We start from the raw sequence: 26,771 nt of genomic DNA, 5'->3' as shown, positions 1-26,771 counted from the left end.
TTGAGTAAACGGTTTTCGACCGATTACTCAACGTACAGCCTCATCGTGGCTACGGCTGTTTTTAGTCAAGAAATCGCCCAGGTGAGTTCGCCCGTTGCGTCGTTCCAGCCTACGTTGAGTAGATGGCCTTTTTGTAGTTCTCCGCTGATAATCAGGCGGGAAACGGGTCGGCGGAGCTGGTTGCGGATAATGTCGGCCAGCGGGCGGGCACCATATTGTGGCGTGAATCCCTGCAGGGCCAGCTGCCGCCGGGCGTCGTCGGAAACGATCAGGTCGATGCCCTGCTGCTGCATGCTTTTGTGCAGGTGCGCCAGCTGAATGTCGAAGATGCGGATGACGTTGGCTTCCTGGATGGGGGAGAACGGAATGATCTCGGTGATGCGGGCCAGGAACTCGGGTCGGAACTGCCCCGTCATGCGGCTCATCAACTGCTGCGAGGTAGGCATACGCCCGGCCTGAAACTCCTGCGTAATCCACTCGCTGCTGATGTTGGACGTGAAGATGAGCAGGGCGTTGGAGAAGTCGCCTTCGCGGCCCAGCTTATCGTTCAGTCGTCCTTCGTCCATGATCTGCAAAAACACGTCGAACACCGAGCTGTGCGCCTTTTCAATTTCGTCGAACAGGACGACGGAATAGGGCTGCTTGCGAATCTTGTTGACCAGTAGTCCGCCTTCCTCGTAGCCCACGTAACCTGGAGGAGCACCGTACAGCAGAGCCGCCGAATGTTCTTCCTTGAACTCCGACATGTCGAAGCGAATCAGCGCCCGCTCGTCGTTGAACAGAAAATCGGCCAGTGACTTCGACAGTTCGGTTTTCCCCGTCCCTGTCGGGCCCAGCAGGAAGAACGAGCCGATGGGCTGACCGGCCCGTTGCAGGCCACTGCGCGATTCGAGGATGGCGTCCGACAGGGCGTGCAGGGCGTGGTCCTGCCCCACCACCCGGCGTTGCAGCACGCTTTCCATCGAGAGGAGCCGCTCTTTCTCCTGCGCCTGTACCTTACCCATCGGAATCCCGGTTTTGTGGGCCACGACAGCCGCCAGGTCGTTGGTCGAGATAATGGCTTCCTGCTGACCGGCCAGTTCCTGAAAACGGGTCAGTTTGGCCAGAACATAGTCGTGATACGCGTCGGCGGTTTCGAGTTCGGCCGGGTCGGTTTCGTCTTCCCACTGCCCCAGCAGCACGGGGCTGATCTGGTGCGTCAGCAGCGTGTCGAGCCAGCGGTATTCGGCCAGGGCGTCGTCGGGGCTCAGATCCTGTGCCTGTAGGGCGCGCACGTCGGCTTCGAGCTGCGCCAGTTCCGTGGCCGAGGTTTCGAGCGCCATGCGGACGGCGGCCATCGTGCGGTCGAGTAGGTCGAGGGCGGAGTCGGGCAGTCGGCGTTCCTTGCTGTAGCGCCGGGCCAGCCGGACACTCGTCGGAATCACTTCGGCCTGAATCGTCAGCTGATGGTGCTGTTCGTAGGCCGGAACCAGCCCGCGCATCATCCGTTCGGCCATGATTTCGGTTGGCTCGCCCACCGTCAGCAGCTCAAACCGGCGGCTCAGCGCCTGATCGGGTTCGATCAGCTTGCGGTATTCTTCGGGTGTCGTCGCACCGATAACGGTCAGTTCACCCCGCGCCAGTTCGGGCTTCAGCAGATTCGCGACGCCGTTGCCGGCCGATCCTTTCGGGTCGAGCAGCATGTGGATTTCGTCGATGAACAGGATACACCGTTCGTACTGTTTGACGGCCTTGATGACGGTCTTAAGCCGGTCTTCCACTTCACCTTTGTACGACGCGCCCGCGATGAGCGCACCGGGGTCGAGTTCGAGCAGGATGGCGTTTTTCATCCGGGCGGGTACCTGACCGGCCACGATCAGCTGGGCCAGCCCGTCGATCAGGGCCGTTTTGCCGACACCGGGATCACCGACGACCATGACGTTGGGTTTGCTGCGTCGCCCCAGAATTTCGAGCATGGTCCGCATCTCCTGCTTGCGACCGATAACTGGGTCGAGCTTGCCGCTGCGGGCCTGCGCCGTCTTGTCGACGCAGAACTTGGGTTGCCCGGTCGGCGCTACCTGCCCGGCTGCACCGTTCGACGCTGTACCATTGGCCGACGGGCTGCTGACCGGCGGTGTCGACATATCGCGCAGGAACCGGTCGAGCAGGTCGCGTTCCTGCAACGGCAACGACCGCAACTGATTGGCCGTAAAGCCGATGCCGGGCTTGGTCAGGGCGGCCAGTACGCAGATCAGTTCGATGTAATCCAGCCCCAGCTTGATGCGTAGGAAATCGGCTTCGGTCAGCACCCGATCGACGGATTCGTCGTGGTCAGGTTCGGTCAGCAGGTGCGCCGAGCGGGGCAGTTCTTCCAGCCAGACATCCGTCCAGTCGAAGATGTAGGCGACATCGTGCTGCATGGCTGTGAGCAGGGCCGTGCCCCCCACGTCGTCGTGCAGGAGGGCCCGTAGCAGGTGCGCCGACGAAACGGCATCGTTGTGGTATTCGCGGGCAAGGGCGCGGGCGATATGCAGGGCTTTTTCGACCGACGTGTGAAGCGGGAGCTGACGCATGGGAGTAGGGGGAGAGGGTTATCGAAAGAGGTCTTCGCTGATCCAGTAGTAAGTCCGGTTGTTGGACATGAACCGGCTGTTGCGGAAGGTGGGAATCCGGCGGAAGTAGTCGCGTCGTTCGCGGAGCAGGTACAACACCTGATTCAGCAGCGCATCGGACAGGATGGCGCGGTCGTTGACCTGGTTGACGGGGATGCGCCGGAACAGCGGATTCGCCACGGGTAAATCGAGCAGCCGCCAGAGTACCTGGTCCAGCGTCACCAGCGAATCGGTCGGCAGGCCCACCGACTCGACCACCCGGCGATACTGCCGTTGCAGCCGCTGCCGGTCGGCAAAGGAAGCCGGGTCAATGTCGTCGCCACTGAGTTGTTCCAGCGCCCGGCTGATACCGTCGTACTCGTCGAGGGGGAGCAGGGCGGTGAATTTCCAGCGTGGCCCGCCCTTGATGGCTACGGGCGTGTAGGCCCGCGTCAGGTAAGGGTAAGCCGCCAGCGGCATCAGCGGGGCTGCGTTGGTCGGCAGGGCAACCCCCGCCGACGCGTACACCGGCGACAGGCGCGGGTTGACGCGCTCGCCCAGCGGTTCGAGTTGACCGATCGTGCTTTCCAGCGCCGACAGGACAGCCCGCGATTCGTCGGTTACCTGCTTGAACAGGCTGTCAGTGGCGGCATACAGTTCGCGGAAGGGGAGCGCCTGGTTTTTGCGGGGGAACAGTACCCAGCCGGGGACCATGCTGCGGTCGGGATAGGCCAGCTGGTATACGTTGCGATCGCCCAGCTTCAGGTTGAACTCGTTGGTGAGCGTCACCATGTCGGGCCGGACGAGCCGGTTCTTCTTGGTTGCACTACTTTTGTCGGCGATTTGCAGGGCCAGCTCGCGCGAGTGGACGACGAAGTTGTTCGCGATGTTGCCCGGTGCCGCATAGACCTGAAACGACAGCAGTCGGCACTCGGCCTGCCGCAGGGCATTGACGACCTGCGTGCCACTGCTGATCGATTGGACGTCACCGTTGATGCCGACCAGAATCAGGATGTTGTTTTCGCCGGGATAGTCGGCAAACATGGTCAGCGCCTGGATTACCCCCAACCGGACGCCCTTCGCTTCGTTCGTCGCCCGGGGATTGTAGGGCGGGGTGGCTTTCCGCAACTCGTTGAGCAGGTAGGTCGAGTTGGTCGTCAGTGGCGTCGGATCGACGGACCCCCGCGCGATCATGGTTCGACTGTCGCCACTGCCCATATCCTGCCGCTTGTAGCCATCGTACACCACCGCACCCACCCGAAGATCGACGGCCTGTGTGGTGTCCTGCGCCAGCTGGGTAATCGTAAACTGAATGGTGTTGAGCAGCTCCCCCCAGTACGGCTGCATGGCCGAGCTGCCTTCGACAACATAGATCAGGTTGTAGCGGTTGCTGCGTTCGGCTACCTCGTCGAGCGTCTGCTGCGCGATGGGTTTACCCAACACGTTCAGCACCGGAATTCGTCGCCGTTCGACCAGCGGAGTTTGCGCATCGGTCAGCACCAGCGGCACACTACCACGCGGACTAAGCTGACTCAGGACTGGATGTTTAGGTCCCTGCCGGTTCCACGATACGGCCGGGAAGAAGCGATTCACGACCAGTGAGTCCGTTTCCCGGCGCAGCGCCGTGGCCAGCGACCGGAACATCGGCACCGATTCGGTTGGGTAGCGGACCGTGTCGGCTTCGAGGAACAGGCGTTGTCCGATGGGCTGCACCAGCTCGACCGGCATCCAGCCCATCAGCACCTGTTTGATGCTGTCGGTCGGAAACCAGGAGGCCCGACCCACCAGCGCCTGCCGACGCGTTTCTGACAGCTTATAGACGTACGCCAGTTCGTAGAGCCGCATCCGTTCCTTCATGGGCACCTGCTGCCCCGGATCGGCAAAAAGCCGGACCGAGTCGTTGGAAAAATAGCGGTCGGGGTTAGTCAGCAGCGCGGGCTGGGCCAGCACGGCACTGACGACCTGGGGCCGGTTCTGCGCGCCTGACCGGCTGCTCTGGCTAGTGAGCAGAAAACGGTCTTTGGGTGCCCAGCCGTAATAAACCACTGCCTTCCGGTTGGTGATGGCCCGGCTGGAAAACTTGTTGCCGATAGGCAGGGCCGGGTCGTACTTGATCAGTTTCAGGTAGCCATTCCGCTCCTTCAGCACGTAGAAGGCGTCCATGAAATTCGCCTTACGAAAGGGGGTAGTGGCGTTGGTGCTGCGGTAGGTATTGTTGTTATTCCGGTCCGAGAACACGACCCAGGGTACGCCACCGGGTGGCGGAAATGCACCGCCGACGCCTTCTTTGGTGACGGTAATTTTCGCTTTTGCAGCACCACTTACGGCTACCGGAACCAGGTTGTCGGGTTGCTGGGCCACGCGCGGAAACAGAAACGGCAATTGCGCCCATGCGTGTCCGGCTATGCCCAATCCGCCCGCTACGAGAAGCAGCCGGAACAGAAAACGCGCACGGTGAAAAAGAAACGAACTCATGGTTTGTGCTGGGTAACGTCGAGTCGAACGATGCAGGACGACACCGTGTCTGACACGACCGATACGGCGTCGACTTTAACGCCCCGGTCGAACTGCAGGCCCATGCAGTACGAGTAAAAGTCATTGGCTTTCGTGCCGTTGGTGCGCACGAGCGCATTGTTGCGGTTGCAGAGGTACTTGCGCAGCAGGTAGTCGTAATGGGTGTTGAACGGCCTGCCGTCAGCGATTAGCTGCAACTGCCGCCGGATGTCGTCACTGACGAAATCGAGCGAGTCGACCGGCGGGTCGAATTTGTTGTAGCCCCGGTAGATGGTCACCTGCTGACGAATCGGGTACTTGGTTACATCGGTCAGCAGCTCGACCGTGTAGCGCTTGGGGCGACCGTAATTGTCTTCGCGGGGATAGCTGTAGATAGCTGTCTGCTCGCGCGAATCGACCTGCCCGCTGGACCCGAACCGCCACGTATACTGACTGGCCTGCCCACCGACGGCGGTAAACACAAGTTTCTCGTCTTCGTAGCCCGACGTGGGTCCCTGGATGCGTACGACTGCGTTTTCGTCGTCGGCAACGGGTTTGGGCTTGATGACGACCGTGAAGGTTTTGGTGCTGGTTTCGTTGACGGTCAGGCGGATCAGGTACGTGCCGGGTTTGTAATAGGTAAACAGCCCTTTCTCCCGGTGGGTATCCTGGCCGTTGCCGAACTCCCAGTGCCAGTCGTCGGCCTGCGCGGTACTGTCGGTGTAGCGAATAGGCTGCCCCACCACCTGCTGAAGCGGGTAGATACTAGCCTGAATGGCCGGGTCGGCCGTGTAGGCATAGAGTCCCGCCAGGGCCACCAGTGCCAGTAGAAACGCCCGCGCCGACAAGGTCATCTTGCTGTTCATGGCGCTTAACGAAGTCGGGGTGTGGATGGCGCTACCGCTGCACCGGATGTCGCTACGCCCGGTGCAGCCGCACCCGGCGTGGCGACGCCCGGAAACATGCCGACGCCACAGTCGTCGAGTTGTTTCTGGAACAAGCCGATGTTCGACTGCTTGCTCCAGACCACCTTTTTGTCGACGTACATCATTTTGTAGAAGTCCGCAATCTGCGCGAACGCCCGGAAGCGGGTACCATCGGCCTGCGGAGCCGACAGCCGCCGGATTTCGTTCAGGTGTTCTTCGATGTCGACTTCCACGAAGATGGCGTTCACCTCCGGCCGGTAGGCGACGATCGACCGGTAGGCCGAGTCGAGCAGGGGCAGGTTTGCCAGCTGTTTTTTCAACATCTGTTCCTTCCCCCGAATCTGTTCGGACAGGTAATCGGCTTCGTCACTCGAATAATTCTGGTTGCGGAAGACGATCCAGCTTGTCAGCAATGTTAGTATGCCGATCGCTGCCAGCAGGTACAGAAACTGTAGCCGCCGTTCGCGCATGGTCAGTCGAAAAAAAGTATCCATATGTAATTTCTGAACAGTTCGTCGATGGTCTACCCCGTTCCCGAAGCATCGAGTAGGATTGTTGAGTGCTGGTCGACCATACCCCCCGCCCCCCTGAAGGGGGAGTGTTCTGCGAATGAGCATCTCCCCCTTCAGGGGGGCGGGGGGTAAAAAAGAGCTATAGCATAGCCGCTTTTAGAGCCCCCAAGGGTGTCTACCGCTTCCGTTGCCGGTGCTGTTCGACGGCCCGGTCGAGGCAGTTTTTCAAGTCTTCACGCATGTCGCTTTCCTGTAAAATGGCCCGGTTGAGGGAGTCTTTCACCAGGAGCATTTCGTTGATGTGGCCCAGCAGCCGGTTGTATACGGTGAAGTATTTCTGCGTTTGCTGTTCCTGGTTGACCTGTCGGATAAACTCTTCTTTCTTCTTGGTAATCAGCCGTTGCATCTGCCGGTCGTTCCGAATCTGACTGGTGTTGAGCATACTCATGTACGTGTACAGCGAGTCGACCCGATCCGACAGGGTGGCGTCGATGATGTAATAGCGATCAAACGCTTCTTTCTGGCGGATCAACTGGGTGGCCTGCTGCTCACTCGTGCGCTGACACGAGTAAACACAGGCGGTCGTCAGTACCAGTAATCCCGCAAACCAGACCAGAAACCGGTTGAACGCCCGGCTGATCTCTTTATGATTCAATGATTTCATTCAATTCCCGCTGCGCTTCTGTCAGAAACTACTTACCTTGTTGTGGCAATACGCCTTCCTCTTTGCATGCATCAGTCTGCGCCCGTTTCCTCGCCTTACTTCCTCGATCTGCTCGATGTCGACTTCAAAGCCGAAGTGCTGGCGGCTTCGCTGGCCGATCAGCAGGTGACGCCTGAGTGCATCGTGATTAACCCGACCGGGCTGTACAGCCGGGCTTATTCCAAAGACATCGAGGACGTCAGCGACTGGTTGCTCGCCGGCTCGACCTCTATTTACAAACGCATCGACACGCCCCGCGAAGGTTTGTTCGACATGCTGCCGCATTACCTGTTTTTTCGCCCGAAAGACCCCGTTAATGCGGCCAATGCCGACAAAATTCTCGACGACCTCCGCCACGACCGGGAGCAGGAGCGGCAGTCCCGCCTGTTTTTTCTGCCCTTCGATGCCGAACTGAATTACCTCCGTACGCTTTCGGTACACTACGACAATGCCGTCGACCACCTGAGTGGCGCGACCGCCGTTATCGATCAGGTTGCCGAACACTGGCCGATTCTGAACGACATGACCCCGACGCAGGCCGGTATTTTTTTGCAGATTCTGCCGTGGCTGCACCAGCTGCGCAGTAACCTCGACTGGTTCGGCCGGTTTCTGCACCTCTTTCTCGACGTCCCCGTTCGGCTGACGGTTGGCGCGCACCGGCATCAGTCGACCCGCGTCGACGGCCTGCCGACGCTGTCGAACAGTCGGCTGGGTATCGACACGGTGCTGGGCGACCGCTTTGAAGACAGCCGTGAGATTCACCTCGTCGTGGGGCCCGTGCCCGACGACCGTGTTGCTGACTTTCTGCCCCATACCAAAACGCGTTCGTTGCTGCATGACCTTGTCGGTTATTTTCTGCCGGTGTCGACCGAAGTGATGATCTCGGTGGAGACCGTCCCCCCGGCACCCGATACTCCCCGCCCGGCCGTATCGTACCTGGGCTTCAATTCGTTTTTGTAAGCCGGTATCCCCCGTTTGTTCCCCAGAAGTATAGGTCGCAAGTTCGAACCCCGTAGGAGGCTCTATTCTATCCCGCTACGTCTACCCCCCGCCCCCTGAAGGGGGAGATTAGCGCGCAAACTTCTCCCCCTTCAGGGGGCGGGGGGTAAGCTATTTCCCCTTATCCGTCGGTGTCGTCGCGGGTGGTTCCGTTGTGGGGGGAGTCGATTCATCGGTTGTGGTGTGGTACTGTAGGTAGCGGTTTTTCGTGGCTTCGCTGATAAATGACGTACAACCGTCGGGTTCAACGATCAGGTAGCGAATCTGGGTCGGACTTGTGCGGCTGTTTGTTCGGCCGACAACGTACTGATACACTGTCGGTTCGGCGGGCGTCGCCAGGCTATCGGGCCAGGTAAAGTCGGCCTGCTGTGATACTCCTTCGTAGACCAGCGTTGGCACGATGCGAATCCCCAGTCGGATGGAGTCGGGGACAGGCACCGGTACCGGACGCGCTGCCGGGGCACCCCGACGGCGGGGCGCTGGCAGCGGTTTAGCCACTTTGGCAACCGCTTGTGAATCGGGTTTGGCGATGGGCATGCTGTGCAGTTCGTAAAGCTTCCGACTGTATTCGATGACGGTTTCGCGCGGGGCTGCTGGCTTCCTGTCGGCTGCCGTGCGCAGGTAAAAACCTTTCGTGCCGACCACCGGCTCGCTGCGGCAAGTCCGCTCCAGTTCGTCGGTGCGGCTCGTAAACAGCGAGTAATAAAAATAGCTGCTGCTGTCGGGTAGAATAACCTGCGCGGGCCAGGCTACCTGCATGTCTTTCGTCATCTTTTCGTAGATCAGCTTATTGCCCGGCAGCGTGTACAGCCGAAACACGTACTGCTCGCCCTCCGTGTATACCGGCGATCCGCTGCGCCAGCGGAACAAAGGCCGGCTCCCCGCGCCCACTTCGTACAGACTGGGCTGGGTAACGTCGAGGATGGGTGCGTAACAGACTGGCATCGGTACGACGGGGGGCTGAACGGTTTTGGCCTGCCGACGCACGGGTGAGAACCGGTAGGCGACGGATGCCTGTACCCCGAACGTGTTGAGCGACACGCGGTACTGATTGAAGTAACCGCTCTGCCCGATCTGATTGTAGCCGAACGAACTAAGGGAACTGTTGGCCGCCACGCCCATGCTAACCTGTGGGGTTATCTGGTACTGCAAGCCCGCAAAAGCAAGAGCACCCCAGCGGCCGCGCTGATCGTTCGATGAGATGTACGTCTCGACCCGGCCGGTCAGCGATTCATCCTGTCCGCCCCCCAGCGAATACGAACCCAGCACGGGGGCATCGTTGTAGAAGAGGCCGCCCCGCAGTTCGACGTTGAACGACAGCCGGCTACCCAGCGGAAACGACAGCGCCGGTCCGACCGCCAGCATAAAGCTGTGGAGCGACGTCAGGGGGAAAACGCGGGGAATGACGGGTGCCACCGGAATCGACGGGTCGTTGCGGTAGGCGTCGCTTACCGCCAGATTCTGGTAGCCAAGCAGCAGGCCCAGGCCCAGGTTACGATTGAAGAAATAGTCGGCTGCCAGACTGGCGTGCATCCCCCGCGTCAGGTATAGCTCTCTGTAATCGGGCTGAGGGTTAATGGTATAGCCCACGTAGCCACTGAGCCGCCACCGGGCCATGTCCGACGCGCTGATCGTACTGGGCTGGGTCAGGACGAGCGGATTGGCGGAGAAGGCGAGCGAATCCTGCGCAACCAGGGGCCTGGCCGACGACAGCAGCAACACAACCAAAAACCATAGACGTAACTGCATGTACTTGATTCTTCGCTAGTAGGTTAAACAACGGTGGTGGGTTCAGCCAGAAACAGCCGGTAGGGCGTTACCTGTCCGGATCGCTGCACCAGCTTTTGCTGTAAGCCTTCCAGTACGACTTTCCACTCGTCGGGGGTGAGCGTACTGTCGGCGGCCGGGTGCAGGGTAATGTCGACGGTGCGCATCAGGCCTTCTTTCTGCGTTTGCCCGATCGCCACGCCCTTGCTGATCCGGACAGAGTCGAGCAGGGGCCCCAGTTCGTAATGAAAAAAGGACCGTACGTCTTCCTGCGTGACCAGCCGCTGGTGACTCATCAGGGCGTAGCGGTAGGTCTGCACCCGGTGCATGGCCGAGGGACGGTCGCGCCCGCCATTGGTGCCGGTCAGCAGCCGAATGCTGTCGCTGTTGAGACTGTCGGTGTTGAACGGTTGCAGTGGGGTGCCGGCCGGAAGCCGATTGGCCAGTTCGCAGTTCGTCGTCCAGAAATCGACCTGCATAGTATCGCCTTCTTCGTAGGGTTTGAACAGCACGTACTGATTCAGGGCAATGGGGGGCGTCGGGGTGGTCTGTACCTTGCGCTGTAGCTGATCGAGCTGTTCCTGCAACTGGGTCAGTAATAGCCGAATGGTGTCCTGGCCGTAGACGGCAAAAGCCACCGACTCGTCGCGCAGCAGTTCGAGCAGAAAGGTAAGCTGCTCGCGGGCGTTCCGTACGTCGAACCGCTCGACACCACCACGCCGGGTGACGTAGCTGCCCTCGCTGATGTGGTCGGCCTGGTGGGCCGGGAAGGGGGTAAATACGCGCTCCTTGCTGTCGACTACGGTCTTGACCATCAGCAGCGTTTCGAACGGTCCGGTCCGCAGCGGTAGCAGGTTGAAGTTGGCCGTCGTGCGATACAGCATCCGGTTTTCCCTGCGGTTCAGCACCGGAAAGGCATTGAGGTCGACGGTGATTTTGTCGAGTACGTTTGCGTCGAACGGTGCTGGAAAGGTCACGCGTAGCCAGACCAGCGCACCCCCGTTGAGCGGCTCCAGGGCTTTCGCACCGAAGGCATCGGCAACGTCAGCCGGGTACGCCTGCCGGATGTCGTCAAGCTGCGCCGTGGCGGAGGACCCCACGTGCATGAACCGCAACTGGTAGGTCTGCCGAATGTCGGCTTCCAGCTGGTAATTGATGTCGTATTCGGTCAGTAGCTGCGCCGGACCGTAGGCGATGGGTTGCGCCCGGTGTTCGTAGGCCGGGCCCGGCACGGTAGCGAGTCGCGCGCCGTTGAGGTACCAGTTACTGAGCTTGAGCAGCGGAAACAGTGGCTGGGCGTCGATCTCCGTTGGCCAGTTAAACGCGAAGTTGACGCGGTCCAGCGACTCGATCGCCGGGTTTAGTGCCAGCCCGATCCAGAGTGTCTGGGGCGGGATCGCCTGCATGGGTAGGGTCTGCGCCACCAGCCGTTTGCCCAACTGCGGATGAATGGCGTGCAGGTGTGACCCGGCCGCCAGATAGGCCACCCGTCCGTCGACCAGCCGAACCGAGTCGACGGGGGCGAAAAATAAATCGCGTACACTGTCGAGTTCACCCATCAACTGCGACGCGTACCGTTGCTGAAACAGGAAACTCTGGCTGGCGGTCAGCTCCAGCACCGGTTCGGCCGGGTGTGCCTGCATGATGGCGTGGGCCGGACGCGGTACGGTCAGCAGATCGGGGGTGAGCAGATCGGCCAGTCGTTCCAGCACCCGCACCTCCGAGCCGATGAACTCGTTGCTGACCTTATAAATTTCGTTGGCCAGCGTATCGACCAGCATGCGCACAAAGGTGTCGAGCGCGTTGAGGTCGCGCACGCCCCACATCTGAATCAGGTGGAGCAGCAGCCGCTGCCGGATGGCTTCCTGCGTGTAAAAAGACCGCTGATCGCTCAGTGCCATGGTACGTCCAAAAAGGGTGAAGCAGATACGACGCTCAGCGCATCGACAGTTGACCGAGGTAGAGCCGGGTCGAGAATCGGAAGGGCTCCTGCGTTGCGTCGAGCAGCGCATTGACCGTGACGACGACCGTCCGCTGAAAGTCGACGGGCAGCGGGTCGATCCGATGGTCGACGGGTAGAAACTGCACACTGACCTGGGGGTTGCGCAGGCGGGTTTCATGGCGTCGGATAGCCGCTTCGAGCGACTCGCAGAGCCCCGTCATCCAGTCGTTGGTGCTGACCGTTCGGTCGTAGGTAAGGTCCCAGATCTGGCAGCCAAACGAGCGATCGGCGCGCAGTTCACCGTACTGGGTATAGAGCAGCAGATAGAGCGTTTGGGCGATGGACGTGCCGGCTCCGCAGGTGGGTAGCTCGCGCCCGGCCATCAAGGGTCCAAATCGGATCGGTAGCTGATAAAATGTCTGATTCACAGTGGGTTGTTGGGTAAAAAAGAGGGGTGCGCTATAAACGCTAACCAATAAACAAATTTGGTTGGTAATGGACAAGCCTTTTCTTACATTCGGCGTGCTTAGTTCTGATGCCCGATTTTATGCCGGTTTTTGGTCTTCGTAAGCCGGCGCAGACAGTGGTTCGTACTCCTCCTTTTTTACCTCATGCCGGTCTACTCTATCGTTACGGAAACCACGCTGCTCGTCGAGGGTAAACGCATTTCCTCCTTCCATTCGCTGACCCTGCAACAGTCGATTCACACGACGCACGAGTTCCGGGTTATCTTCGAGCACGACGCCATCGAGGAACTGGTCACGCTCTTCCCCGATCAGCTCGACTCGCTCCACCGCAAGACGTTCGACCTGACGGTGAAGGGCGACTCATCGAGCCCGGCGCTGGAGTTCAAAGGCATCATCACGCAGACCGAACTGCGGCAGCAGGACGACGGCTACTGGGGGCGTATGATCGTCACCGGACACGGGCACTGCGAAGCCCTGCGGACAACGCCCGGCACCGAGACATTCAGCGATAAGTCCATCGCCGACATTGCCAACGCCAGCCTGAGTGGTTACCAGCATCCCAAGAAAGTGACGGCCCCGCTCGGTCCCGCCGACCTGCCGTTCTGCGTCCGCTACAACGAATCGATCTGGAATTTTCTCAAGCGACTGGCCTACGACTTCGGGGCCTGGTTTTACTACGACGGTAGTCAGCTTCAGTTCACCAAAACGCCAGGTACCAGTTCATCGCTGACGCTGACGTTTGGCGGTAACCTGATCAATTTCCGGTCGGGGGTGCGGGCCGCGCCGACTTACGTCAAGCACTACGATTACCTGTCGGAAGACGACAAGCGACTGGAAGCGGAATCGGCAAAAGACGAACTGCCCTACGGCAAACCCGAAAACGAAGGCACGATCAACCCGCACCCCGCCAAAGTTGCGGCCGACATGACGCCTTACCGCGACAACCGCAAGGCTGCGCTGGGGGCGGAAGAAAAATACATGGAAGGGCAGGCCCGCGTTCCCGGTTTGTTTCCCGGCTGTAAAATCATCGTCAAGGATGCCAAGCGGGGTAAAGGCGGTCAATCGGCCCCGTACCTGATTACCGATGTCGTTCATTACGTAACGGGTGTTGGTGAGTATCACAACCGCTTCCGCGCCATTCCCGCCGATGTCGTAGCGATGCCAGTCCGGAAACTGATTCGGCCGATGGCGCAGACGCAGATCGGTGAGGTGGTCGACAATAAAGACCCGAAAGGTATGGGCCGGGTGAAAGTGCGGCTGCTCTGGATGAAAGCCCCACAAACGACGCCCTTTATCCGTATGACCCTGCCACACTTCGGCCTGCACAAAGACAACAAGAAAACGCGCGGCTTTCAGTTTGTGCCGACCGTCGGCGATCAGGTCATGGTCGGCTTCGAATACAATAATCCTGAACGGCCTTTCGTGATCGGGGCGCTGCCGCACGGTAAAAACAGCGGGATCGACACCAGCAAGCCGGACGAGGAAAAGCACATCAGCGTAGGCAGCGGTAGTACGCTGACCTTTATCGAAAAGCCCAGCACGAAGGAAATTCACTTGCAGGTCGACGAGAAGAACTTCGTCAAGATCACGGTGCCCAGCGGCAACGGAACGATTACGGTGCAGTCGTCCAAAGACATCATCGTCAAAGCCACCGCCAAGGTCACGGTCGAAGCGCAGCAGATCGACCTGTCGGCGACGACGATCAACATCGAAGGCAAGCAGGCCGTCAACATCAAAGGCGCACAGGTAAAAATCGAAGCCACCGCGCAGATGGCCGTCAAGGGGGCCATGACCGACGTGGAAGGCACCGGCACGATGAACGTCAAAAGCTCCGGCATCACGACGGTCAAAGGCAGTATGGTGATGATTAATTAGTTCAAGGTATATGGTTTACGGTTGGCTGGCGCGTGTGTAGACCAGGCGACTGTAGCCCAGACGTCCACGTCTGGAGGCCGTCAGGCCAACTCGTGTGGCGGCAGCTTTATTGGTCGCTTCGCGCCCTCCAGACCTGGAGGTCTGGGCTACACTGCGTGGCGGCCAACCGTAAACTGAATACCGAAAACCGTATACCGTATACCGAAACTCAAACCTTGACCAACCCACTCAGTCAGCGGATGGCCGTGCTGGAACGGCACTGGCAGGCGTTTCGCCGACGGCCACAGCTGCGGGTGTGCCGGTGGGTATTTGCGCCCGATGAGCAGTGGCTACTGTCGCTATTTTTGCAGGAGCAGGCGGGGATCAATGCCGTGTCGAACGATATTTTCGTGGTGCTGCGAACCCCGCTTCAGTCGTGGCAACGCTATGTCGACCAGGCGCTTGGTGAACTGACGGACGGTGTACAGCACGACCTGGTACTACTCGATCAGCACGGCCTGTCGGTCGACCTGGTCGATGCGCCGAAGCAGACCGGGCAGGATGTCGTGTCCCGCTTCGTGCAATACCTGCACCAACTGAACCGCACCGTACGGACGCATACCGACGGGGCATTGGTACTGTGCCTGTTGCCCGAGTCGGCCGACGACAAGGCGACGCTGGAGCCGGTGCTGACCGCCCTGTTGCAACGCGACCTGCCCGCCGACCTCCGGCTGCTGGTTACCGATACGGTGGGAGCCGAACAGCTGGCTACGCTGTGCGGTCGCTTTCGGGCCGATTGTTATAGTGGTACCATCGATATGCAGCTGCCGAAGATAATCCGGCAACTGGCCGCGCTGGGCTCGCCCACGGCTCCCGACGTGAAGTTTCGGCAGTGGCAGGCTGAGCTGACGGCGGCTCTGGCGCAGCGAAACCTCCGCGACGTACAGTACTTCGCCAACAATTGCCTGCTGATCTGCGGACAGCAAAACTGGCCGGTGCTGGCGGGGAGTGTACACCTGTCGGTAGCCTACGCCTATGTCGATCATCGTCGGTTTGAAGAAGCCCTTACCCGCTACGGGCAGGTCATCGAGCAGATGGAACGGCTGTGCGAAACGGGCGACGCGTCGGCAGGGCAGTTGAGTATCATGGCCTGGCTGGGTGGGGGTGGGGTGTACGAAACCCTGCGGCAACGCCCGCGCGCCATCGACTACTACCAGCGGGCGGGCGACCGGGCCGAAGCCCTGCAGGACTGGTTGCTGGCTATCGAAAGTTATCGGCGACTGAGTGTCGTTCACGAACAGTCAGGCAGCACAAAAGCATCGGAAGCCGTATATCAGCACCTGTTCGAACTGGCGGAGAATCTGCCGCCGGAACAGCACGGGGCCGCCCGCCTGACCGAGATCGGCAAGCGGTACTGGAACCAACAGACGACTTCCGCCGGACGCCATAAAGCCGACGAACGCCTGTCGCAACTGCTCGGAACCCGTTGGCGACGATCCAATACTACGCTATGACTACTACGCCCGCCTTTCGCACCGGTCTGCGCCGACTGCTGTATCCAGCCGTTAGTCAGCCCATCCCCCCCGAAGCCGACGAACGAACACAACTCACGGACCTGCTGCAACGACTCGGCCTTACGGTCGACGACTACCAGACCCTGCCGATATGGTGCCGAACGCTCGATAGCGGACTGGTCGACGTGGCGACGGGCGAAGTGGTGCTGGAAACAACCGACGCGGCCATCCCGGCACCGGTGCCGTTTGTATGGGGGCGACACTGGCGTTCGGGGCACCTGACCGATGGATCGCTGGGCGTTGGCTGGCGGCATTCGTACGATTATGTGTTGCTGGAAGACCGGCGTACCCGGCGCGTCGTGGTGCGCTTACCCGAGAACCGGGCGGTCCTGTTTCCGATGCTGGCGGATGGCGAATCGGCCTTGAACCGACCTGAGAAGCTTCGACTGGGTCGTGACGCGCGGGGCTACGTGCTGCACCGGACCGACGGCCTTCGCTACCGGTTTGCCGACAACCCCAGCGGAAGCCTGTGCCGACTGACGGCGGTTAGCCGGGCGGGTGTAACGTACCAGCTTCAGTTCACCTACAATCAGCTGGGGCAACTGTTTCGCATCACCGACGGTGCGCAGCGTGTGATCGAGCTGACGACTGATGCCGCAGGACACATCAACCAACTGACGCTGACAGCCCCCGATGCGACGCAGCCGCGCCGTGTCCTGGCGCAGTACCGTTACGACGACGCCCGGAACCTGATCGAGGTCGCCATACCGGACCGGCCTGCAACGCGCTACCATTACCGGCAGCAGCGCATCATTCGCCTGACCGATGCGCTGCGCCAGTCCGTGTTCTTCGCGTATGCCCCTGTCGACAAGCTGATTCGGTGCACGGAGGTCCGGCGGGATACGGGGGGGCGTGTCGCGCAGTTTCGCTACCTGACCGACGAAGGCCGGACGCTGATTACCGACGAAGCCGGGCAGGTTCGGCAGTACGTGCATGAAGCCGGTATCGCGCAGCGGTTTATGAGCGCCGAGGGACGGCAGCGGGTCTGGTTTCATAACGAATCCAACGAACGGGTCAGCGAACAGGATGCCTTGGGTAACACCACGTTTTTCGTGTACGACGAGCGCGGCAATCTGACGCAGACTGCCTGGCCCGACGGCGGCACGCTGGTGATGACCTACGACGAGAGTGACCAATTGCTGACGCTGACCGACCGGGCCGGTAGCGTCTGGCAGTGGAGCTATGATCCGGCTGGTCAGCTGACGATGTGCCTTGACCCGACCGGGGCCGAGACCCGATTCGTTTACGACGATGCAGGTCTGCTCGTCGAACGACAGACGGCAGGGCCGGTAGTCCGCTGGGCGTACGACGCAGCGGCTAACCCGGTTCGGCAATGGACCGCTATGGATCAGGTCGACTGGGCGTTCGACGCGGCTGGCCGGCTGACGTTCGCCCGTCGATTGGGTGAAGTGAAGGCGTTGTTTCCGGTCGATGCGCAGCCGCTATCAGTCGCGCAGCCGGTCGCCGACGACTATCAGCCAGCCTACGATGCCGATGGCCTGCTGCTTCGCCTGCGCCGGGGCAAGCTCAACTGGCAGTTTATCCGGGATGCAGCCGGGTCCATTCGGGAATATACCCGTGCCGACGGTCAGTCGACGCGCTTTCACTACGATGCCGCCGGTCGCCTGACTGAAGCCCTGTTTAGTGATGATACCGGGTATCACTACACCTACCGCCCGGATGGCTGGCTGGTTGAAGCCGTTTCGCCCACCGCGTCTGTCCAGTTTGCGCGCGACGCCCGAGGCCACATCATTGCGGAAACCAGTGAACAGGGTACGTTACAAACCAGCTACGATCAAGCCGGAAACCGGGTCAGCTGGGAAACGGCCGATGGGGTGGCTGTCACATACAGCTACACAAGTCAACATCAGCTGAGTAAGCTGACTCACCCCGTCGGGCACTATTGGCAAACCTATGACCAGCGCGGTCGGCTGACCGAACAGGTGTGGCCGGGTGGGCTGCGCTGTCGGTGGCAATACGGCGACGGCCGGTTGCCTGTCAGTCAGTCGGTGTATTGGGGCAGTCAGTTGCAGGCGGGTCGCGGGCTGACGTACGGCTGGGCGGGTTCGCAACTCAGCCGGTTACAGGATACGCGCTCGGGAACCGTCGACCTGCGGTACGATCTGACAGGAGCCGTCGTGGAAGCCGTTTGTTCGGTGGGCTGGACCGAACGCTGGGTCGCCGATCGACGGGCGTATCAGCAGCACCTGCTCCGCCCCGCCACCGACGTGGCCGAATTCGGCTGGCAACTGCTGATCGTCGGGTCCATGCGCTTTTACTATGATGCCGATGGCTATCTGCGCGAAAAACGGGTGGCCGGACAGGTCTGGACGTTTCACTGGTACGAATCGGGCGTACTAAACCGGGTTGTCCGGCCCGATAAGCAACCGGTAACGTTTGTGTACGACGCGCTGGGTCGCCGAATTGAAAAGCGGGTGGGCAACAGGACCGTACGCTGGGGCTGGAATGGCCGACAACTGGCCCACGAATGGCATCAGCAGGGCGACGACGAGCCGGTCGCGCTCACCTGGTTCACCGCTGATAGTTCGGTGCCTGTCCTGTTACAGGTTGGTAATCAGGTGTACAGCCTGGTGTGCAATCACCTGGGTCAACCGCTATCGATGCATACGTCGACGGGCGAGCCGGTCTGGACGTACGACTGGTATCTGTTTGGCAAAAAGCACGGGTTAACGGGACCGGCGCACTGGCATACCTACCTGGGCCCTGGTCAGTTCGACGTGCCGGAGGTTGGGCTGGTATATAGTGATTTTAGTTACGTCGATGCTGATAGCGGGTTGCCGCTTAGTCCAGAATATTCCAGCCCCGCCGGGTGGGCGCGAGCTGAACGGGGGCCTCTTCACGCACCAGAATCGTATCTTTCCGCTGCCCGATATATTCGAGCGTACTGAGCTTGTTCCACAGTTTGGTAAACACGCTCAGGAACTGCTCGACCGTCGTCATCGACACGCCGATCTGGTGGTGATTGTAGTCGTGTTCGAGCAGGCGCAGCAGTAGCTCCTCGAACTGCCCCGGCGTTACGTCCGTCCATTCGTAGAAATAGTGCAGCAGTTCTTCTTTCTGTCGCGTGGGCAGACAGTACAGCGCCGTATAAATGATGCTGGTCAGGTTGGCGAAGTAGCCGACCAGAAAGACGGGTGAGTGCTGGTGGTCGAGGTTCCGGAAATGGAAAAAGACCGTACCCAGGTAATCCAGCATCCGCGTACAAAGCATCTGCACATGCCGGGCAATATCCGACGGCTGCGACTGATCGTGAATCTTACGGATAATCTTGAACGAACTGACCTGTAGCTCATTAAGTCCCCAGCCAAACGCCTTGTAGTACTGAATCAGGCGGGGATGACTGGCCACCGATGCGCAGGGGGGAATGTACTGACTATCGACTACGTAGTGTCCTTCCTGATACACGGCTTTCCCGATAACGAGGTGATGACTACCCAGCTCGTCGGCATTGACCTGTTGCGACGGCACCACCATCAGCCGGTAGGCGTATTCGGTATACGGGTGCCGCAGGGGCGACTCGTCGGGGTCGGGGTTGCCGATCGGTACTTTCTCGAACGGGTTGACAACCAACACAATGTCGTAGTCCGGGCGCTGCTGCTGATCGTACTGCTGAGTAACGGCGAAGGAAGCGGTCAATACCGTGAACTTCAGCACGTCGGGGTTTATGGCAATGCGGCAGCCGCCCTGCGTGATGGCGTTGCAGCGATAGAGCCGCACTTCCACATGGTTGCTGTTTTTCTCCAGCAGGTCGAACTCGTGCGACACGGCGCTCCCCCGAACCGGTGGCAGCAGGCCGTAGTTGTAGCTCGTCAGAAACAGCGAGGTGGCATCACGGACCAGATCCTGCACGTGATTGTCGGTTTCGACAAAATGCTGCTGCGACAGCTTCATGCCATCGGCCCAGTTGATCGGCAGGTAATGTTTGGGGAAAAGCATGGATTAGCTGATTTCTTCGACCCGCTTGGCAACGATCAGGTAGTTTTCCTGTAGGTTGTTCTGGGCGATGGTCTGTTCAACGTCGATGTACGAACGCAGCCGAAACAGCGACGGTTTGATGCTGTAAAAAAGCCAGCCGTACTCGTGCGCGGTGTCGTCGAAAATCTGAATCGGGTCGTTCGGGAACTTGTAGTTGTAGTCGTCGATAAACTTCTGAAACCACATGCCGAACGGAACGTCGCCTGCCGTGCGGGCTTTCACGTTTATCGGTGGCTCCTTCCGGCCAGGCTGCTTGTGCACCTGCACCTCCAGAAGCATCAGCCGGTAGTAGTCGACGCCCTCCAGGTCGATCTCTTCGGCATGCCGGGGGTAGTACCAGAGTTTGTAGATCTCGTTGGGAATTTTCGTCAGCGCGTCGAACGTGTAGGCGAACAGCATGGGCAGGCCGAATGGTAGCAAACTGGTGGCGGCCCAGAGATCGTACTGAATACTGCCATACTGTAGGCTGCTCAGGTAGTTGAACAGGGGCGTGAAGAGCAGGATGCCAAACCCGAGGACACTCCCGGTAAGCAATAGCGTGAACGCCGGTTTGATCGAAAACGTCGGCCCCATGTCGACCAGCATCCGGTTCAGAAACAGGATGCCGAGGAGCAGCCCGATGCCCTGAACGACGATGTAATAGACCGGAATGAACTGTAGTCCGATCAGGCCGAAGCCGCCGGGCAGCGCCAGGATCAATGCCCCGATGAGTATCGTCAGCAGAAGCCGTTTCGTGCGCATCAGGGCGTGTTTCTGGTTGATCCAGATGGTCGCGATGAACAGCCCGACCACGACCAGCAGGACCAGGATATACGTAATCAGAAAAGGCGTAATCGCGACCATTCGTACAAGTGCCGGGGGTAATTTGTCAGTGTAAAAAGAGAATCAACCACCGATCATCACTGTCGGGTAACCCAGCACGATAACGCCACCGTGCGCGGTGGAATCGCCCATTCGGGCGGCTGGTGCCCCACCAATCAGCACCGTCGCCGATCCCTTGATAATGGAATCGGGGGGACCAACACAGACCAGCGAGTCGCCCACGCGAGCCGCCGGCAAACCGCCAATCAGCACTTGTGGCGAGCCCGGCCCGACGATCGGACCACCCACGTGTGGAACGGGGCCGGTGGTCATCGGGCAGGTATGCATGTCGGTCAGGCGGGCAGCAGGAGGCATAGGCAAACCAGAATCGGATGACGCAGGCAGGTTGGTTACTCAGCTACGCTGAAAAGGTGCTGGAACGTCTTTTTTACCAGTGCCCACCGGCGTCGGGACACAATAATTTCGGTGCCGCAGGCCAGCCGTAGCATGGGACCCCGGTGGGTCAGCTGCGTTTTGCGGACGAATTTCTGGTTGATGACGTAGTTCTGGTGGACTCGAACGAACTCTGTTTCGGACAGCTGATCGGCGTAGTGCTTGATCGTGTACGCCATGATCTGCTTACTGCCGTCGCTCCAGTAGAGCCAGCTGTAGCCGCGTACGCCTTTAATCATGATCAGCTCGCTGACCGGTTTGTTCTGCCAGCCGGCGCGAACATCGTTAACGCGCAAAAAAGGGACACAACCGGAAACGGATAATGATCGTACCTCCGGGCGGATGCCAAGCGTGTTCATAATAGACGGATTGAGTAGGGTTGACGAGGGTTATGTAAAGATGGGAACGCGGCCGGCGACTAGTAACACTTGCTTTATAGACGCACTAGATATTGCGTATGAACAGGGTCTTTTTGTCTACGAGTGTAGTTATAGGGGTAAATACAGCTGATCAAACGGATCGATCTGTGTCGTACAGGGTGTACTGCGCATCGCGAAAAACGATCCGGCGCTAGGGTGTAGGGGTAGCGAACCCGTTCGGCAGCGCTACGTTTACGGTGTGAATACGTGGTAGGAAGACACGCGTTGTAAGCGTGTAGCGACAGCACTGGTACAAAGCTATTTGGCCGCTATCGGGCGTGCCTTAACGATTGTAACACATTCGTTAACTATTGTAACACGGGGGCATAAATGGCCAGGAAAGCGTGTGCAGGGCCTATCGTTGCGCGGCTGGTACGTAACTGGAAGGTGGATTTCCGAACTGTTCGCGGAAGCGCTGACTGAAGTACGTCGGGTTGGCAAAGCCCACGGCGTAGGCAGTCTGCGTGACGGACAAACCGCCCGTCAGCAGGGTCATCGCCTGCTTCAGCCGGTACGAGCGGATAAACTCCGTTGTCGACAGGTTGGTCAGTGACTTTAGCTTTCGGTGCAGCTGCATCCGGCTGAGGTGGACAGCATCGGCCAGTTCATCAACGCCGAAATCCGTCTTGTCTAACTGCTGATCCAGTACCGCATATAGTTGCTGTAGGAACGGGTGAAGGGGCGGGGGAACCGATTCGGACGAAGCCAGGTCCGCGCGAACCCGTTCGCTCAGCCGGCGTTGTGTCGTCAGCAGGTTATTGATCCGGGCGAGTAATTCCGGTACGTGAAATGGCTTGCCCAGGTAATCGTCGGCACCAGCCTGCAACCCCTGCATGCGGTTGGTCAGCGTCGTTTTCGCCGTCAGTAGCAAGATCGGAATATGATTCGTCAGCGGATCTGATTTTAGCTGATCGCAGAGCGCGAAGCCGTCCATGCGGGGCATCATCACATCGCTGATGATTAACTCGGGCAGCAGCTGCCGGGCCTGCTCCAGCCCCTCTACGCCATCGACGGCCCGGTACACGTCGTACGTATCCGGCAGGCTTTGTAGGATAAACTCAGCCATGTCGTCGTTGTCTTCCACCAGCAATAGCCGGGCATCGGGTAGACCTTCGTCTGGCATAGCGGGTGTCAGGGACGTTGCTTCGGTAGCGTTGGTATTAATCTGGCTGTCGGCGGCAGGTTGCAGCGGGAGGTCGACCCAGACGGTTGTGCCGTTATCCACCTGACTCTCTACGCGAATCGTACCGCTGTACAGGTCAACCAGTTCCTTCGCCAGCGCCAGCCCAATACCCGTTTCTGCTTTACTGGCTGCCTTATGGGCTTGGTGAACGCGGTGAAGCAATTGAGATACATGGTCGGGCGATATACCGAAGCCGTTGTCGGTAACGATCAGTTGGATGCCCGACGGCGGTGAACCGGCCCGGTTTTGTAGGCGCACCGTAACCTGCCCCCGTTTTTGTGGCGTCGAGGTGGTGAACTTGAATGCGTTAGCCAGCAGGATACTGACAATCCGCTCCAGCTTTTCGCTGTCGAACCAGTAGGCGTCTGTTAATTCGGGCTCATACGTCAGGCGGACGTTATCCTGTTCAGCCAGTTCCTTGAACGTGTCGATTACAGCGCCCACCACCTCATCGGGTCGCCCCCGCAACAGGCTCAACGACAGTAAGTCTGCGTCGAGCCGGTCCAGATCCATCAGTTGATTGATCAGACCCAATAGCTGCCGGGCGCTTCGGTCGATAAGCCGGAGCCGATCGCGGTATGGCGTATGGTCCAGTTCATTGATCAGCGTGCCGACGGGCGACAGAATCAACGACAGGGGGGTGCGGAAATCGTGGGTGATGTTCGAGAAGAAGTGGCTTCTCAGTTCGTCGATCTGGCGTAACTGATCGGCTTCCAACTGCCGTTTAAGCTGCGCGTGCTGCTCGTCCAGTTGCAGCATGCGGTACCGTACGTAGGCCCAACTCAACCCGGCAACGAGCAAGGCATAGCCGAACCAGGCCCACCAACGCTGCCACCAGGGAAACAGCAGCGCGATGGCCAGTTTAGGCCCGTCTGGAGTGGTCCTGCTGCACTGCATCAGGTCGTGGCTCCCGACGAGTCGCCTGAGGGGCTGGCAGGTAAATCGGGAAGGCGAAGCGGGCGAAACGTCGGCTCCGATGGATTGCGCTTCCTGTTCGCGAGCCGTACGCAGGAGAGGAAGTTGAAGGGGCTGGGCCCGAAGCGGGAACGCACAGCAGCACAACAGAACCCAAAAGGCATAGTGTAGCCTCGTTCGTCTGCATGCAAACCGATTGTACCGATTAGCTATCTTACCGCCCGCCATAGAGAGAAAACCCACAACCCGTGTCCGTACTGTTTACCTGTCGGGGCTCTATCGGTCTGCTGACTCCGCGATGTGTATCAGCTGACGATTTGCTTGCCAGTTTGCGTCGTAGTCTGATAGACAACGTACGCGACTGACAGACTGAAGCCAAATCGACCGCCAGGAAGGCGTTTACTCGGGTGTAAGCCGGCAAGACAACGGAAGCCGCGACGACTAGAGTCGACAGGTTTATCGGCCAAATAACCAGTTCCGGCCGTCGCTGTCGGCGTATTTCAAACATCTGGTCGGTGTTTGTGAAAACCGACCAGATGGGGGAGGACTCGTACGTCTGGGTAAGGGGGAAGCGGTGCTACGGGCGACGGCGGTTTACGCAGCCACTTCGTCGCTCCGGCGGTAGAAGAGCGTCGAGCAGTTGTCGGGGCGAAGTACCTGCCGGGCGGTGTTCTGTACGTCGTCAGCGGTGATCGCCTGAATCAGCTCGGCTTCCTTGTTGACCAGTTCAGGATCGCCCGCGTTGGCCGCGTAGGCCAGGTTCATAGCCCGGTTCAGCAACTCGACTTCCGAGAAGGCCAGCGTGGCTTCGGCCTGGTTTTTTACTTTACTCAACTCATCGTCGCTTACTTTCTGATCGATGAATTCCTGAATGATGGCCGTAACGGCAGCATCAGCTTCTTCGAGCGATACGCCCTCGTTGAGCGTTCCCTGCACGATGAGCAAACCGGGGTCGAGTGAGGCCGTGTTATACGCACCGATGTTACTGAACAGGGGGTTGTCGCGCAGCAGCCGCTGGTACAGCCGCGACGATTTGCCCCGGCCCAGCATGTCGCTGAGCAGATCGGCGGTGTGGTAGCCCGGCTGGAAGCGGCCCGGCATGTGCCAGACTTTGTACAGCGCGTCGAGCGGAACTTTGGCGCTGACTTCTTCGTGCCGCGCTTCGGTTTGCGTTACTTCGGCGGGTAGTTGTCGAACGTAGGCGGGACCCGCCGGGATGGGCGCAAACCACTTCTCGCACAGTTGCTTCACCTGTTCGACGGTCACGTTGCCCGCCACGACCAGATTGGCGTTGTTGGGCAGGTAATATTTGAAAAAGAAGGCGCGCACGTCGTCGAGCGTTGCGTGTTCGATGTGGCTGATGTCCTTACCGATCGTCGCCCAGCGGTAGGGGTGGTCTTTGTAGGCCAGGGGGCGAAGCTTGAGCCACACGTCGCCGTAGGGTTGGTTGAGGTACCGCTGTTTGAACTCTTCGATAACGACTTTCTGCTGCACGTCGAGTACCTGCGGGTCGAACGACAGGCTCATCATCCGGTCGGATTCGAGCCAGAACGCCGTTTCCAGATTTGCTGCGGGCAGAGTAATGTAGTAGTTGGTAATGTCGGGGCTGGTAAAGGCGTTGTTTTCACCGCCCACCTTTTGCAGCGGCTCGTCGTAACTGGGAATATGCTGCGATCCACCGAACATCAGGTGCTCAAACAGATGGGCAAAGCCGGTGCGGGCCGGATCTTCGTCGCGCGAGCCGACGTTGTATAAAATATTGACCGCAGCCATGGGCGTCGAATCGTCTTCGTGGACGAAAACCGTCAGACCATTGTCAAGAACGAACTGTTCGTAGTGAATCATTGTGAAACTTTTGTGTAGAGCCGTCGTTAGCTATACGCAGTAAACAAAAGTACGGTTCCGGCCGTACAGAATCAACGTAACCATCACCGACCACCTTGTCTCGACTGTCGCCCCTTCTATTCCTGCTTAGTCTGGTTTGTCTGCTGATTCCCGCTCGGGCGCAGGTCATGACTGATCCCGTTGCCCAGCAGACCGTGCAAAAAGCGCTCGATCATATTTACAACATGGAGTTTACGCAGGCCGACGGGCTGATCCGGCAGCTCCAGACCCGCTACCCGCAGCATCCGGTCGCGTCGATGCTCCGCGCTACCCAGCTCGACATTCAGCACCTGCCCCTGGCCGAAAACAAAGCTGCCGTCGGTCAGTTCGGACAGGCCGTAAATCAAGGTATGACGCTGGCCAAGCAGATGCTCGACAAAAACGAGGACGATCCGGAAGGGGTATTTTTTACGCTGAGTGCCTACAGCTATATGGCGTCGCTGTACCACAATCAGGGCGAATCGCTGAAGGCGGTGGGTGAGTCGAAAAAAGCGTACAACTACCTGCGCGACGGGGCTAAACTGCTGGACAGAAACCCCGACTTTTATTTTACCACGGGTTTGTACAATTACTACGTCGAACGCTACCCGATCGACCATCCCATTGTACGGCCGTTCATGTTTTTCTTCGCGGACGGCGATATCAGTCTCGGCCTGAAACAGATGGACATTGCGACCCGAAAGGCGGTATTTATGCGGCCCGTCGCCAATTACTACCTGGCGCACATCCTGCTCAAGCACGAGTCGAACCCGGTGAAAGCAAACGTGTATACCTCATATCTAACTGACAAGTACCCGAAGAATCCGCTGTTTGCCATGATTCAGGCGGAGTCGCTGTTGCTGTCGGGGCGGTACGCTGATGCTCGTCCGGCGGTGCAGCAACTGCGACAGTTTTCCAACAAACTGGTGCCGATAGCCTACCAGACGTTTTCGGGTATGCTGGCTGAACAGGCTGACAAAAACGACAAAGCCGCTACTGATTTCTACGAAGCTGCGCTGAAACTGCCGACCAACGAAGCGTACACGAAAGAGTATCGGGCATTTGCCTACACCGGCCTGGCCCGCATTGCCGCCCGCGCCAACAACCGCGCACTGGCTAAAACCTATTACAAGAAGGCGCTCGACACGGCCGAGTACAAAATGACTGTCCGCGAAGCCAAAGCGTTTAAATAGATGTAGCCCAGACGTCCACGTCTGGCGGGCGTCAGGCCAATACGTAAACTAATAAAGGAGGCTTAATTACTGCCGGTAAATGCTCTTGGCGGAAACTTTTTCGGACGCTGGGGCGTCCGTCCAGACCTGGAGGTCTGGGCT

19 protein-coding genes are annotated in these 26,771 nt (G+C 59.3%); 5 read left to right on the top strand and 14 right to left on the bottom strand.

The genetic code is table 11. The features are described from left to right. Positions 1-65: 65 nt before the first annotated feature. The 5 genes from CLV58_RS04410 to CLV58_RS04390 form a co-directional block, all read right to left on the bottom strand. Positions 66-2,552, bottom strand: a complete 2,487-nt coding sequence (locus CLV58_RS04410) for an ATP-dependent Clp protease ATP-binding subunit (protein WP_106136569.1) — start codon at positions 2,550-2,552, stop codon at positions 66-68. Positions 2,553-2,570: 18 nt separating this feature from the next. Continuing rightward, complete coding sequence (gene tssR / locus CLV58_RS04405; protein WP_106136568.1) at positions 2,571-5,045, bottom strand: type VI secretion system protein TssR domain-containing protein; 2,475 nt, start codon at positions 5,043-5,045, stop codon at positions 2,571-2,573. Continuing rightward, positions 5,042-5,929, bottom strand: coding sequence for a PKD domain-containing protein (locus CLV58_RS04400; RefSeq protein WP_106136567.1), 888 nt, complete (start codon positions 5,927-5,929; stop codon positions 5,042-5,044). Before CLV58_RS04400 ends, tssR begins: the two co-directional genes overlap by 4 nt. Before the next feature lie 5 nt (positions 5,930-5,934). Then, entirely contained in the window at positions 5,935-6,483 is a 549-nt protein-coding gene (gene tssO / locus CLV58_RS04395; protein WP_106136566.1) for a type VI secretion system TssO, read from the bottom strand. 193 nt (positions 6,484-6,676) lie between these two features. Continuing rightward, positions 6,677-7,165, bottom strand: coding sequence for a type VI secretion system TssO (locus CLV58_RS04390; protein WP_106136565.1), 489 nt, complete (start codon positions 7,163-7,165; stop codon positions 6,677-6,679). A 66-nt stretch (positions 7,166-7,231) separates the two neighbouring features. Between CLV58_RS04390 and CLV58_RS04385 the strand changes: the two genes are divergently transcribed. Continuing rightward, positions 7,232-8,164 (top strand): type VI secretion system baseplate subunit TssG, encoded by a 933-nt coding sequence (locus CLV58_RS04385; RefSeq protein ID WP_106136564.1) that lies wholly within the window; start codon positions 7,232-7,234, stop codon positions 8,162-8,164. A gap of 150 nt (positions 8,165-8,314) precedes the next feature. Here the strand turns inward: CLV58_RS04385 and CLV58_RS04380 are convergent, their stop codons facing one another. Genes CLV58_RS04380 through CLV58_RS04370 form a run of 3 tightly spaced genes read right to left on the bottom strand, consistent with a single transcriptional unit; the run spans position 8,315 to position 12,340 of the window. After that, positions 8,315-9,952, bottom strand: coding sequence for an outer membrane protein (locus tag CLV58_RS04380; RefSeq protein ID WP_106136563.1), 1,638 nt, complete (start codon positions 9,950-9,952; stop codon positions 8,315-8,317). A 23-nt stretch (positions 9,953-9,975) separates the two neighbouring features. Continuing rightward, a complete protein-coding gene (locus tag CLV58_RS04375) occupies positions 9,976-11,871 on the bottom strand; it encodes a type VI secretion system baseplate subunit TssF (RefSeq protein WP_106136562.1) in 1,896 nt (631 codons plus the stop codon). A gap of 34 nt (positions 11,872-11,905) precedes the next feature. After that, positions 11,906-12,340 carry a GPW/gp25 family protein gene (locus CLV58_RS04370; protein WP_106136561.1) on the bottom strand — a complete coding sequence of 145 codons (435 nt, stop codon included), beginning with the start codon at positions 12,338-12,340 and terminating at the stop codon, positions 11,906-11,908. Positions 12,341-12,523: 183 nt separating this feature from the next. On the opposite strand from CLV58_RS04370, the gene CLV58_RS04365 reads away from it, so the two are divergent. The 3 genes from CLV58_RS04365 to CLV58_RS04355 all read left to right on the top strand — a co-directional run bounded on the left by CLV58_RS04365 (position 12,524) and on the right by CLV58_RS04355 (position 18,716). After that, positions 12,524-14,254, top strand: coding sequence for a type VI secretion system Vgr family protein (locus tag CLV58_RS04365; RefSeq protein ID WP_106136560.1), 1,731 nt, complete (start codon positions 12,524-12,526; stop codon positions 14,252-14,254). A 215-nt stretch (positions 14,255-14,469) separates the two neighbouring features. Beyond that, a complete protein-coding gene (locus tag CLV58_RS04360; RefSeq protein WP_146141357.1) occupies positions 14,470-15,747 on the top strand; it encodes a hypothetical protein in 1,278 nt (425 codons plus the stop codon). After that, positions 15,744-18,716 carry a DUF6531 domain-containing protein gene (locus tag CLV58_RS04355; protein ID WP_106136558.1) on the top strand — a complete coding sequence of 991 codons (2,973 nt, stop codon included), beginning with the start codon at positions 15,744-15,746 and terminating at the stop codon, positions 18,714-18,716. The genes CLV58_RS04360 and CLV58_RS04355 overlap by 4 nt, the downstream gene beginning before the upstream one ends. Here the strand turns inward: CLV58_RS04355 and CLV58_RS04350 are convergent. The 6 genes from CLV58_RS04350 to CLV58_RS04325 all read right to left on the bottom strand — a co-directional run bounded on the left by CLV58_RS04350 (position 18,610) and on the right by CLV58_RS04325 (position 25,419). Next, on the bottom strand, positions 18,610-19,764 hold the full coding sequence (locus CLV58_RS04350) for a hypothetical protein (RefSeq protein ID WP_106136557.1): 1,155 nt from the start codon (positions 19,762-19,764) through the stop codon (positions 18,610-18,612). The genes CLV58_RS04355 and CLV58_RS04350 overlap by 107 nt on opposite strands. Positions 19,765-19,767: 3 nt before the next feature. After that, positions 19,768-20,646 carry a TssN family type VI secretion system protein gene (locus tag CLV58_RS04345; RefSeq protein ID WP_106136556.1) on the bottom strand — a complete coding sequence of 293 codons (879 nt, stop codon included), beginning with the start codon at positions 20,644-20,646 and terminating at the stop codon, positions 19,768-19,770. A 42-nt stretch (positions 20,647-20,688) separates the two neighbouring features. Next, positions 20,689-20,979: a PAAR domain-containing protein gene (locus tag CLV58_RS04340; RefSeq protein WP_106136555.1), complete on the bottom strand. Its 291-nt coding sequence runs from the start codon at positions 20,977-20,979 to the stop codon at positions 20,689-20,691. A 35-nt stretch (positions 20,980-21,014) separates the two neighbouring features. Next, a complete protein-coding gene (locus tag CLV58_RS04335) occupies positions 21,015-21,416 on the bottom strand; it encodes a LytR/AlgR family response regulator transcription factor (protein ID WP_106136554.1) in 402 nt (133 codons plus the stop codon). 415 nt (positions 21,417-21,831) lie between these two features. Then, a complete protein-coding gene (locus CLV58_RS04330) occupies positions 21,832-23,721 on the bottom strand; it encodes a hybrid sensor histidine kinase/response regulator transcription factor (protein WP_170108642.1) in 1,890 nt (629 codons plus the stop codon). Positions 23,722-24,168: 447 nt separating this feature from the next. Further along, positions 24,169-25,419, bottom strand: coding sequence for a M16 family metallopeptidase (locus tag CLV58_RS04325; RefSeq protein WP_106136552.1), 1,251 nt, complete (start codon positions 25,417-25,419; stop codon positions 24,169-24,171). A 95-nt stretch (positions 25,420-25,514) separates the two neighbouring features. On the opposite strand from CLV58_RS04325, the gene CLV58_RS04320 reads away from it, so the two are divergent. Further along, positions 25,515-26,630: a tetratricopeptide repeat protein gene (locus tag CLV58_RS04320; protein ID WP_245882203.1), complete on the top strand. Its 1,116-nt coding sequence runs from the start codon at positions 25,515-25,517 to the stop codon at positions 26,628-26,630. Positions 26,631-26,771: the final 141 nt, after the last annotated feature.

The organism is Spirosoma oryzae, assembly GCF_003002825.1.
GTDB classification, from domain to species: Bacteria; Bacteroidota; Bacteroidia; order Cytophagales; family Spirosomataceae; genus Spirosoma; species Spirosoma oryzae.
This window is presented reverse-complemented; position numbering and strand designations above follow the sequence as displayed.